Genomic DNA, 12199 nt, shown 5'->3' on the forward strand with positions numbered 1-12199 from the left:
TATAAAAGCAGACTGCAATCGAGCCAAAGGAACCTATACACAAGCAAACAATTCCTTATCAATAATTGTTAATTTAACAACGATGGCTATTTGTCCTCCAGAATCTTATTCTGAAGAATTTTTACGACAAATTCAATTAGCTGAAAGCTTCTCAATCCAAGAGAATAAATTACATATTGATTTAGAAGATAATCGCGGAAAACTTATTTTTATAATTGCCCAAGAAAACAGTCAATCTCCTGAAAATCAACAGAAGAATTTTGAATCTTTATCTAATTATCAAAACGCTTCAGGATTAGGGGGACCTAGCAGTGTTAATAATGAATTAAAAGAAGATACCCAACAACAACAAAAAAAGTCTCTTTTGCCTGGAATTGATGCAGTTTTTCAACCTTGGTTTGAATTTAAAGAAAATCTCGCTGAAGATATTGGCTTAACATTTGGAATTGATTATAACTTTTTATATCAAAAATTAAGCGACAGTCCAGGATTTGATGAAGCATCAGGGGGAATATTTCGCTTTTTTGGTAATTGGAAATTATTAGGACGTAACACTAATGCACCAGGTTCTTTAGTTTTTAAAGTAGAAAATCGTCATCGTTTTGGTAAAATTGCTCCTCAAAATTTAGGATTTCAAACTGGTTATCTGGGATTAACAGGAACTCAATTTAGTGATTTTGGCTGGGGAGTTACTAATTTATATTGGCAACAAAAATTTAATAATGGTAAGATTTCTTTTGTGATTGGTACAGTAGATCCCACTGATTATGTTGATATTTATGGATTAACAAATCCACTTACTCATTTTCAAAATTTAGCTTTTTTAACAGATCCAAGTATTGCTGTTCCAAATCAAGGATTAGGAATGGCAGTTGGAGCAATGCTTTCTGATAATTTCTATTTAATTACCGGATTTAGTGATGCTAACGGCGATCCCACTAAAGCAGGATTTGACACATTTTTTGATGATGCTGAATATTTTAAACACATTGAGTTAGGTTGGACATCCTCTTTTGAACGTCGATATTTTGATAATATTCACATAACTGCTTGGCACGTTGATGAACGGGAAAAAGCACAAGTTCCTGACAGTTGGGGAATTGCATTTTCAGCAAGTTGGTTTATTGATGATAAGTGGATGCCTTTTTTGCGCATGGGTTATTCTGATGGAGAAGCTGCTGTAAACGAACGGAATATTAGTATTGGTTTCGGTCGTTATTTTAATCGAAATGGTAATCTTTTAGGGTTGGGGTTAAGTTTGGGAAAACCTGTTACTGAGGGATTAGATGATCAAGTAACTACTGAAGTTTTTTATCGAATACAGATGACTCAAAATTGGGCAATTACTCCTGATATTCAAGTCATTTTTGATCCTGCACTCAATCTAGAAGAAGACGTTATTGCTGTTTTTGGAATTCGTTCTCGATTAAATTTTTAATTATTATATTTTTATTTTTTCAACAACCACTACAGGAATTAAACTCTTTTCCACAACTGCTTGAGAAACGGAACCAACTAATACCAAATTCAAAAAAGGCAGTTACATCTTAAGTTGTGATTTATTCCTAGAATAAAAAACTTGATAAATTCCATAAATTCTCAAAATTAAACCTTTTTTCCTCTTTTTTATTATTTTTTTTCTTTGCCTGTTGCTTGTTACCTTTTGCCTGTTGCTTGTTACCTGTTGCCTGTTGCCTGTTGCCTGTTGCCTGTGCCGTGACTGTAGCAATATTTTATGAAATTGGTATTAGTGGTCAGGATATTTAGTCAATTGTTAAGAGGTAAGTTATAAAAATTATTACTTATTTATTTACTACTGCAAAAGAAAAGATATTATTGAAGTATGGAAGTATTATTTAGACTTACGGTAGCCAAGCTATAGATAAAGAAGGAAATGCAAACTCTATAAACCTAGATTTTGTCTTAGAAACCATTTATAGTCAACGAACAACTCTGGTAATTGTATGTCAATTGTTAGTATTTTGGAAAACTATACAGACCCCAATAATCCTGATTTTGCTTATAATGCCTTATTTCATATTCTCCAGGATTTAGCTGGGACTGTAGCTGGACTTGCTATTTTTACTTGGTTAGTTTATCAGAAAGGAATTCTTCAAGTTCAAAAAAACACAAGTGATGAAACTCAATTATCTGAATCAAAGATATGAACCTTTTTTATAACTTTTTCATTTGTCAAAAATATCATAATAAATGAGGTAAAAAATGGATTCTAGTTTGGAAACAATTTATCCGTTAGGACATCTAACTGTAGCAATAGTTGAATTAATTATTTTGCTTTTTGCTTACCCTTTCTTTCGCTTATCAAAGAATTGGGCAATGATTGTCTTACCAATTGTATTAGTTGGTTTGATTTACGACAATTCAATTCTCTTTAGTAGTAAATTTATTGGTGAAGGAGAACTCTTAGAAAACCTTTCTCAAATACGATATTTACTCCATTATATAACTGTTCCTTTATTCATTGTTGTTGCTATTGAGTTAGCTTCTGCTTCTGAGGCTAAATGGGCTAATCAATTTGTCAGAGTTTCATCTTGGCTACTAGCTTTTGGGCTAGCTGGATATGATGTGATTAAAAACTTTGTCGGACTAGAATTAAAACCGGAAACTTTTGCTGGTGTTTTGCGTTATGTTCCAGTCAACGGAAATATACTAATTATAACTATTATCGTTACTGTTTTTGTTTTATTAGTTGGTATAGGAATTTGGGTAAGAACAGGAAATTGGTTTTGGTTATTTATTGGAGCTTTAATTGGTTTATTAGGTAATGCTTTACCTTCAGCACAAGTAGGCACTCTTCCTGGTAGTGTTTCTGAATTTATTTTGGCTCTGAGTTTATTATTAACACAGTACCATCTTGAAGATGATATAGATGAATCAATCCCTGCTCCTGAGCCTCCTGAAGGATGGGAATGTGGAGAATATTCTGGTTATCAAGTATTCTGGAAAGATATAAGGAAGGAAGGTCAAATAATTTATACAATTTATCAAGTAGGAAGTCATAAAAACGGTGACTTTGTAAGAATTTATGCTCCTCAAGAACCCTACCGAAAAGATGGTAAACTAAAACTTATTACATACTTACATGGTTTCTCTCTCTGTTTGCCACAATTTTATGAAAAACATTTAGAAGAATTAGCCGAAAAAGGCTTATATGTCTTTTTTCCTGATTATCAAAAGAGTGATTATCCAGACTTTCCTAAAGACAACGAAACATTAGAAACACAAAAAACAACTCGCTCTACTTTGAAATATTGGTTATTTAGTAGTGGAGCCTTATTTATGAAATTAATTTTACGACGTGAAGTTAATAAACAAGAGTTAAAAAATTTCGTAAAGCAGGGTATATGGAAAGGACTGAGAGTTGTTTTAAGTACATCATTATTTATTGTTGTGGTGAACATTATCTCTTTGTTTAACCGCGAGTATGCTAAGAATGTGGTGAGCATGATTACTACTGTTATAGATAGTTTAATTAGTTCTCCAAAAGAATGGCTTGGTTTTGCTATTAATTCTACAGCAATAGGCTGGGAAAAATTGTGTGAACACAGTAAAGAAGTTAAAAAGTTAGACTTATCTGAACAAGAGATAGATTTTTATGTATTCGGTCATTCTTTAGGTGGTCTTTTAGCTCTTAGCTGGCCTTATTCTTTAAAAGAAAATCCAGATAAAAAACTAGAAAAATTTCATCCTAAACAGATAATTACTGGCGATCCAGCTCCCAATACTATTATGGGTATTCCTAAAATCGCTACTGTAATTTTAGGTATTTTTCGGTTTCCTTTTGTAACAGAACCTTTGAAAATTAAAAATACAGGAACTGAGCTAAAAATTCCCACAGGCATTTTACACGGAAACAATGATAAAATTGTTAAACCTAGTGAATGGGTAAAATCTCCTCGCTCTCAAGAAAAAGGTTCATTCTTTGACATTGCTTCAACAGAGAAAAATATTTATTTTTCTACATCTAATAAAGAGAAAGATTTAATAGCTAACCATAATCAATCTGTCACCAACACAACCTATTATGGAAACGGTTTTATGAAGAATTTTGGTGGAGCAAAGGATGGACCAAATGCTTATAATTATCAATATATTTACCCTGCACTTCTAGCTGTAATTATGGACGATGTACAAGCGAATGAATTAAAGGATGGTAATGGGTTTGAACTAGCAGATTTTCAAGTTCTTGATGAGCCAACATAAATAATTTATTTACTTCTGAATTGCAGATAGATATGCACTTAATGAATTAAGAAGAAATTTCGAGTAGGGACGTTGTATGCAGCGTCCCTATTTTATGTTTAATACTAACAGGACTTACGCAAAATAAGGTAATTCTGTCATTACGTTTAGCTGGCGCACAACTCCGTTTTGCTGGCGCAAAGCTTTCCTATCGGAATGCTCCGCAAACGCTAACGACTGTCGCCGACATGAAAAACGCTCCGCGACATGTTTCGGCTAAGGGCCGACATGAATGCGGAGCATTCCGTCAGGATAGTAATCTCAAATGTCTAAAACTCCTTCCTGATGCGTAAGTCCTGACTAAGATTAGTGGGAAGCGATATAGCTGCTGCTAGGCTCGGCCAACGCCCTATATCGAAATAGCCTGTTTTATGGTCAAACTTGATTATAGGGCAGGTTTTCAAGTTATTGAGCAGCTATAGCGCTACTTATTAAGGTTAGGACATTTCTAAATCCTGTTTGCGGAGCATTTCCGTAGGAAAAACCATTTGACAGTTTACTATTTCCTATTCCCTATTCCCTAGCGCGTAGCGCTATAAAATAAATAATTTATTTACTTCATAATTGCATATCTATATCCAACTCTGAAGTAAGAAGACATTGAGAGTAGAGATATTGTATGTAACTTACCTACTTTATCAGGTGAGTGGGGAGCAATTCTCCTCTATATTTTCCGGTAAAATTTGATTGTGGGATGAATATAAGGAGAACGAGCGATCAAAACTTTACTCAAAAGATCCAGAAATCAAGAAGTTCTAACTGAAAAAAGTTAGAAATCCTTCCTTTCGATCGTCTATATACATAGACAAATATGCCACTTAGGAGAATTTTATGAACGAACGTCGTCAAAAATCTTATTCCATTCGTGTTGATGCGGCTGAATTAGCCAGAAGTCGCCAACATCCAACCCATCAAGCTAATGGGGACGAAGAGCGCTACGCAGGCGCTCGGTATTTCATGTCCTTTACCAAAGGTTTAATCCATAACCCCACAACAGGATTATTACAAGATCCAAAAGACTTTGTAGCATTTCGCCGAGCGATTGATGATGGCTTCATCGATCCTTTTACTGATAGAGTTCGTCATGGTGCAAAATATAAGGTTGTTAATGGCAACATTGTAGAAGAGGAAAATCCGAATTTCCTTGATGGTTTTAGACAGTGGGAAGCTCCAACTGCAGGGGTTGTGTTTGAATTAGAAGGACCTGATGCTCAAGCAGTCACCATGCCTCCCGCACCACCATTGTTAGATTCTTCTGGAAACACGAACCTGGAACTAATTTTTGAGATGGCAGAGGTATATGAACTAGCAATTCTTCGCGATTGTCCCTTTAACGATTTTGAGAAAGGTGCAAAAAATGAGAATTTGAAAGCATCAATTGCTCGACTCAATAAACTTGGTTACCTCCAAAATCAGAATGGACGACCCCGAAAAGTTAACCAGAAAAGAAATAGACCCAGGCAGAAAGGAAAACTCGACGTACAGACAGTATTTCGTGGGTCTTCTCCAGGGGTAGAAGTGGGACCTTACCTGTCTCAATTTTTGCTGATTGGTAACAAAGCCGTCAACGGAGAGGATGGTGTCACTACTGGAAAAATCGCCTATGGTGTTCTGGAAATCAACCAAAAAGTTCCCATAGCCACGCCAGGAACAGACTATATGACCGATTTTGCGAAGTATGTTGAAGTTCAGCGGGGTATTGCACAAGCACGAGAAAGCTATGTTCCTGGACGTCGCTTTATTTCCACACCCCGCGATCTGGCAACCTATGTCCACTACGATGCTCTTTATGAAGCTTACCTCAATGCTTGTCTGATTCTGTTGGGAATGGGAACTCCTTTCGATCCTGGTTTTGATCATCTCTCTGGAGGTGGTGTAGCAGCAACAGATCCAAAAACTCGCCGTCACGCTAATGGTTTTGCTCTTTATGGCGGTCCCCATATTTTGACCTTGGTGACTGAGGTGGCAACACGAGCATTGAAGGCTGTTCGTTTCCAGAAGTTTAACAATCATATTCGCTTGCGACCAGAGGCTCTAGCAGCACGAGTTGAGCTGGTGCGTCGTAAAAATAGCGGTGAGATAGAGGAAAATTTGATTCCAAAAGCCTTAAGTCAATATTTTCAGGGGTTCCTAGATAAGCTAGAAAGCAATGGAAATGGTGATTTGGCAACAAGTACTCTCGGAAATATTTCCGCAATAGCTGAAGGTAGTTATCTGCTACCAATGGCATTTCCTGAAGGATCTCCCATGCACCCTGCTTATGGTGCTGGACACGCTACCGTTGCTGGTGCCTGTGTGACTATTCTCAAGGCATTTTTTGACACCAGTGCAGTGCTTGTAAAGGATAGTAGTAATGAATATAGGTTCAAACGTATGGAGGAAGGTGATAAGTTGGTTGCTTTCCGAGCAAATGATGATGGTAGTGCCTTGGTAGAAAGCCCAATTGATAATATTTCTGAGGCTCTAACTCTTGAGGGTGAGCTGAATAAACTAGCGGCCAACATTTCCATTGGTCGAAACATGGGAGGAGTTCACTATTTCACCGACTATTATGATAGTGTTCGCATGGGCGAGGAAATTGCCATTGGTATTCTTGAAGAACAGGCATTGACTTATCCTACAGACCCCTTTGTCTTCTCTGTACCAACCTTTGATGGTGACATTGTGAGAATTGGTCGGCGATGAATTATTGGGTACAGAGGTGACAAGGTTACTCTCAAAACAGTCTATTTTCTAGTCTGATTTGATTGTAGGAGAAACAGAAGGAGGCGATCGCCATTTTTATCAAAAGCGATCGCCTCCTTCTTCTAAAAAGATGGATTATTTTTTAACTTCCTCTTAATCTAAGCAATACCATAGCCAGTGTAAAGGCGCTTGTAAGGTGGATGTAGCCCCAGTACAATGTCTTCTTTAGCAACACCCATTTCCATTAATTCTTGACCAAAAAATAAGGTCTCAAGCCTCCCCTTTTAAGGGGATGAAAAAGCGGTCGAGAGATGGCGTTAGCGTTAGCGAAGCTCCTCTGCAAGAGGCAGCGGCTCTGCAAGAGCGGGTCTCCTCGCCATATCTAATCGACCAAGAGAAATAAACTTCAGTATTTCTAACCTCTGGCTAAACCCAGAGGTACTGATAACTGATAACTGATAACTGAAATGACCTACATCAATATCAGTAGCATTATGCTGAAGCCAAATTTTTCCATATTCTTCAGTTTATTTAGTAAATTCTATCCTAGAATATAGCTTTCAGCCAGCTTGTCACCCCCTGAGGATATTTTAACTTCCCTTCGGGGAAGTCAAAGCTCTCCGGTGGAGCAGCGTCGTATGGGAAAGCCAGGGCCAGGATTTGCATACCTTCATAAGCTAAAAGTTCATAAGCCCTTGACAAGCTAGAAGGATTTTGTTATTTTAAAGCTCAACACAGGGGGAGGACATCACCTCTGTTTAAACAGCGGTCAGGGTTTCCCAGACTGAAGAATCCCCCCTTTTCCCGTAAGGGTAACGTCGGGAGTATGTCAATAAATGCCGAAAATATTTTCTAGTTCGCTAACTATAATCTCTGCCTTAACTTTGGGTTTAGAAACTATTCTGGTCAATCAATTGTGGACGCCTGCTGTTTTAGCACAATCAAGTTCGGAAAATTTTTGGTTCTTTTCAAGTTATCTGATTCAACTTGAGGAAAGTTATCCAGAAACTTTAGTCGATTTTTGGCAGAAGTCGGCATGGAAAATTAGCAAATATAGCTTTGCCAAAAGTCTGATTTTAGACCCACCTTCTACCAATGCAGTAGATTTACTCCCTAATTCTCAAGAACAAAAGATAACTGCTCAAAATAATTCTGAACCCGAATTTGAAAACAAAGAAGTAGTCGATCCCTTTAGCAAATCTGCTGGCGGACAACTTAATATTAAATTAACAGACTCCAACAGCTCTAGAAGCTTTGGTTTGGGTACAATAATTAGTTATCCTGATGCCTTAAATGGACCAACTCGTCAATCTCTAGATGTTCCTCAACAAGAAACTGGATTAGCGAGTATTTCCATAGCAGGTCGTTTGCGCCAGAACTTGGGAAATAACAATAGTATTCTGTTGGAAGGAATTTTAGATCCCAAGCGATATGGTCTTGATTTGAGATACGGAAATTTAGCACCATTTTTGCCAGGAGCATTTGCCGCTAATATCTATAGTTCCAGTGGTCGCATTCCTGTCTATGAGAATGGAGAGGAAGATGTTGATTTACCTAATGGAGATGTTCCTTGGGTTATTCGCTTCGGTGGCGGTCTTCAATATGTACAACCGCTATCAAAGAAACTTGATGGAGCTTTGGGCGTCAACTATCAAATAGTTTCTGTTCGTGATGCAGCTTTTACTAACAACATTGAAACTAAAGATGAACTGGGCAACTCTTTCACTTTTAGTGATGATGGACAAGATACGCTGTTGACTATTGATGCTGCTCTTTTGTTTGATGATACTGATAACCCAAATGATCCTAATCGAGGTTCTCGATTGCGGTTTGGTTCTAGTCAATCGATTCCCATCGGAGATGCACAGATTGGGTATAATCGTCTCTCTGCTAGCTTTAGCCAATTCATTCCCCTCAATCTCTTTGGATTTTCTGAAGGACCGCGCACATTGATCCTAAATCTTCAAGGGGGAGCCTTTATTGGTGATGTTCCTTCTTATCAAGCTTTTAACTTAGGAGGAACTCAGACAATTCGAGGCTTTGAGAAAGGAGAAGTATCAGCGAGTCGTAGTTTTGTTAAAGCAACTGCTGAGTATCGCTTCCCAATTACTGAATTGAGGCTGTTAAAGCAGGATGTTGAGTTGGGTGGAACTTTATTTGTGGATTATGGGAACGATCTAGCAACTGCTGATGGTGTTAGTGGCAACCCCGCAGGTGTACGAGACAAATTTGGGGACGCTTTGGGTTATGGGTTAGGTTTGAGTGCAAAATCGCTTATTGGTCGGATGCGCTTGGAGTTTGGCTTTAATAATGAAGGATCGAACCATTTTCATTTTACTTTTGGCGATCGCTTTTGAAATATTAACGATTCAGGACTTACGCAGAGCAACCATCTCTTGGTGCGCGTTCTGCAAGCGAGCTTGCGTCGTCGCGGGGTCGCACCGCTATCTAGTAGGGGCGAATGGCCATTCGCCCCTACAGATGGTGTATATTTTCATATTTTGCGTAAGTCCTGTTGTTTTTAAAGTGGAAAATCGTCATCGTTTTGGTAAAATTGCTCCTCAAAATTTGGAGAAGGACGAGGGACGATCGCCTCCTGATTCTAACAAGAGCGATTATTTTTTAACTTCCTCATAAATTTCCCTCGCACTTTTCTCCCCAAACATCTTCTCCTTTAACTCCAAATAATCTACCGACTGCGACATATTTTCCCGACAGAAAAATCCAGCTTTAGCAATTCCCAAATTATTGATAATTCCCCGTACACTTTCACTTCTCACCAATGCCATTTCCGGCACAATTAACTTTTGATTCATTTCTAAATTTACCCTTCTAAAAAGAACTAACGAGATTGTTAACAAAAATTGTAGGATTTTGAACTTATTGGATCAAAAAATAGTTGATTTTATGCCTCATTGTTTTGAGGTTTAGATTCAGCATACTTTTCTAACAAAATTTGAATGTAGGAACGATAACTCTCTAATTTATTCATTGGACAATTTCCTCCGCAATCGGTTCTTCAATAATTAATAATTAATAATTAATAATTAACAATTAATAATTAATAATATCAAATCCTTTGGGCAACGGATTTGATATCATTATACCATCAGAAAAGAGCGAAAAATCCTAGTGTGTAGAGGGTTTGGATACCAAAATCCTACGGTATTGAATTCTCTCGATACTACCGGATTTGATATAATTACCTCATGAATAATTATGCTCAAAAATAATTATCCATTATTCATTATCCATTATCAATTAATGAACTACCACCACAGGAATTAAACTCTTTTCCAAAACTGCTTGAGAAACGGAACCAACTAACACATTCTCCCATAAACGATGCCCTCTTTTTCCCATAACTATTTCTGCCGCTCCATACTCTTGTGCAACTGAAATTATTTCCTCCGATACCACACCCGCAACAGTAATAAACCGATACCGAATATCAGCCAAAAGTTTTTCTGTTTGCTGTTGTAGCTGCTCAATACTTTCCCCATCCTCAGACTGCATAACGTGCAATACCACAACTTCCCCATCACAACGTCTCGCTAACTCCGCAACTTTTAATAATACCTCCGCAGCAAGAGGTGAAGTATCAACTGCAGCTAACAAAACAATACGACGAGCGATGTAGCTGCCGCTAGGCTCCGCCAACGCTACTTTTGTCGGATCGACTTCTCCTTTTTCTAACAGTTTCGGCGCAAAGGTAGGTATCGCCCAAGCTCCCAAAGGTGCTGTGACTAATATGGATAGGGCAGCGATCGCTAAAATTGTTTCGCCTCCCTCAATACCTGCTGCTAGAGGAATAGCGCCAATGGCAGCTTGCACGGTTGCTTTAGCGGAATTTCCGGGCAGCAAAAATAGACGTTCTCGGAAATTCCAGTTACTGCCTAAAGTTGAGAGATACCAACCAAACATCCGCCCAACTAAAGTACCAACCGCTAAAATTAACAACCCCACCCATAAAACATTTTCCAATACTTGCAAGGGGATACTGGCACCGAGCAACACAAACAAAATTATTTGCGCCACCAGCCACAAAGTATCAAAACCATTTCGTAAACGTCGTGCCAGGGGTGCATCAAATTCGATGACAAAAAATCCTGTTGCCATGACTGCCAAATAACCAGAAAATATCGGAAATTTCTCTGCTAAGACAACTAACAAGAGAGCAAAACTTGCTGCAACCAAAGTATCCTGAGTAGCATTTTGAGTCCAATTTTGTTTAACTAAGAGCAATACTAATATTCGCGCTGTCAACCATCCGGCGATAACTCCGAGAATGATTTGTAAAATTACTTGAAATGGTAATAGTTGTAATGCACTTAGAGTGATGCCACCAGGAAAAGTTACAGTAGTTGTTCCCTGGGATAAAAATGCCAACAGTAAACTAAATACTAATAACAGCAAAACATCCGATAAAGCACTACCAGTCAAAATAGCATCAGGAATACCTTTTGTCACCCCCCAACCCAAACTTTTGAGGCGCAACATTCCGGGAACAATAACTGCGGGAGACTCAGCACCGATGATACAACCTAATAATAACCCGGTGGCAAAATCAAAATTCAGTAACCACATTGCTACCAAGGCGATAACAATAGCTTCACAAGTTGCTGGGAGAAAACCTAACCGTAGTGCAACACTACCTTGTTGTGCTAACTTTTCTCTGTCTAAACCCAACCCTGCTTTCATCAAAATTATCATTACGGCGATCGTGCGCAAAGAGTCAGCAGCTTGCAAAATGCTAGAGTCAATGGTATTGCTAATTTGGGGACCTAATAATATTCCCACTAATACCATTCCGACTAGGGGTGGTGCTTTTAACCTAAAGGCAATTTCGCCGACAAAAAAGCCTATTAATAATATCCAAATAATACTTTCTAACATAGGAAGGAAGAAGGAGGAAGCAAGAATTCAATAATTGATAATTGATAATTACCTCTCCCTAAAACAGATTGGATTGAATAAAAGGAAAATAAATTCATTGTTTCTCCACGGCGAGTGAGAGGCTTTAAACCTTTTATTCAGTAATAAGGAGGAAGGAGGACAGAAAATCGGCTCTGTTGCATAATTATATCATGTCCGGTTGAATAGTTATAAATAAAAAGGGAGGAGTCAGGAGTCGTAGGGGCTTGCTGGCCATGTGCTAACGCAAAGTTCCGCTTTATATGTCGCTCCGCGTTTTTCATGTCGGCTCAAGCGCCGTTAGCGGAGCTTTGCGCTAGCAAAACGGAGTTGTGCG

The 12199-nt window shown here is 38.2% G+C and carries 7 protein-coding genes and 1 pseudogene; 5 read left to right on the forward strand and 3 right to left on the reverse strand.

Annotated features, from left to right (window positions below; genetic code table 11):
* The 4 genes from AFK68_RS27965 to AFK68_RS27980 all read left to right on the forward strand — a co-directional run.
* On the forward strand, positions 1–1438 hold a 1438-nt coding region (locus AFK68_RS27965), incomplete at its 5' end, for a carbohydrate porin (RefSeq protein ID WP_094676937.1).
* 526 nt (positions 1439–1964) lie between these two features.
* Positions 1965–2168 (forward strand): hypothetical protein, encoded by a 204-nt coding sequence (locus AFK68_RS27970; RefSeq protein WP_094676939.1) that lies wholly within the window; start codon positions 1965–1967, stop codon positions 2166–2168.
* 55 nt (positions 2169–2223) lie between these two features.
* Positions 2224–4224 carry a hypothetical protein gene (locus AFK68_RS27975; RefSeq protein ID WP_168186689.1) on the forward strand — a complete coding sequence of 667 codons (2001 nt, stop codon included), beginning with the start codon at positions 2224–2226 and terminating at the stop codon, positions 4222–4224.
* 870 nt (positions 4225–5094) lie between these two features.
* A complete protein-coding gene (locus AFK68_RS27980) occupies positions 5095–6948 on the forward strand; it encodes a vanadium-dependent haloperoxidase (RefSeq protein WP_094676941.1) in 1854 nt (617 codons plus the stop codon).
* A 158-nt stretch (positions 6949–7106) separates the two neighbouring features.
* Here AFK68_RS27980 and AFK68_RS27985 read toward each other — a convergent pair.
* Positions 7107–7202: pseudogene (locus AFK68_RS27985) on the reverse strand (element excision factor XisI family protein); the annotation flags it as partial.
* Between the two features lie 582 nt (positions 7203–7784).
* Between AFK68_RS27985 and AFK68_RS27990 the strand changes: the two are divergent.
* Positions 7785–9305, forward strand: a complete 1521-nt coding sequence (locus AFK68_RS27990) for a BamA/TamA family outer membrane protein (RefSeq protein ID WP_094676943.1) — start codon at positions 7785–7787, stop codon at positions 9303–9305.
* Between the two features lie 258 nt (positions 9306–9563).
* Here AFK68_RS27990 and AFK68_RS27995 read toward each other — a convergent pair whose 3' ends face one another.
* Both AFK68_RS27995 and AFK68_RS28000 read right to left on the reverse strand, forming a co-directional pair.
* Positions 9564–9764 carry a hypothetical protein gene (locus AFK68_RS27995; protein WP_094676945.1) on the reverse strand — a complete coding sequence of 67 codons (201 nt, stop codon included), beginning with the start codon at positions 9762–9764 and terminating at the stop codon, positions 9564–9566.
* A gap of 445 nt (positions 9765–10209) precedes the next feature.
* The gene (locus tag AFK68_RS28000; RefSeq protein WP_094676948.1) at positions 10210–11844 is read right to left on the reverse strand and encodes a cation:proton antiporter; all 1635 of its coding nucleotides are present in this window, start codon (positions 11842–11844) and stop codon (positions 10210–10212) included.
* Positions 11845–12199: the final 355 nt, after the last annotated feature.

The sequence above is a fragment of the Hydrocoleum sp. CS-953 genome (assembly GCF_002260545.1).
Classification (GTDB): domain Bacteria; phylum Cyanobacteriota; class Cyanobacteriia; order Cyanobacteriales; family Microcoleaceae; genus Trichodesmium.

Excerpts from the sequence above, each read along its gene's own strand:
- AFK68_RS27990 (WP_094676943.1), top strand. The coding sequence starts at position 7,785 with ATGCCGAAAATATTTTCTAGTTCGCTAACTATAATCTCTGCCTTAACT.
- AFK68_RS27970 (WP_094676939.1), top strand. The coding sequence starts at position 1,965 with ATGTCAATTGTTAGTATTTTGGAAAACTATACAGACCCCAATAATCCT.
- AFK68_RS27975 (WP_168186689.1), top strand. The coding sequence starts at position 2,224 with ATGGATTCTAGTTTGGAAACAATTTATCCGTTAGGACATCTAACTGTA.
- AFK68_RS27980 (WP_094676941.1), top strand. The coding sequence starts at position 5,095 with ATGAACGAACGTCGTCAAAAATCTTATTCCATTCGTGTTGATGCGGCT.
- AFK68_RS27995 (WP_094676945.1), bottom strand. The coding sequence starts at position 9,764 with ATGAATCAAAAGTTAATTGTGCCGGAAATGGCATTGGTGAGAAGTGAA.
- AFK68_RS28000 (WP_094676948.1), bottom strand. The coding sequence starts at position 11,844 with ATGTTAGAAAGTATTATTTGGATATTATTAATAGGCTTTTTTGTCGGC.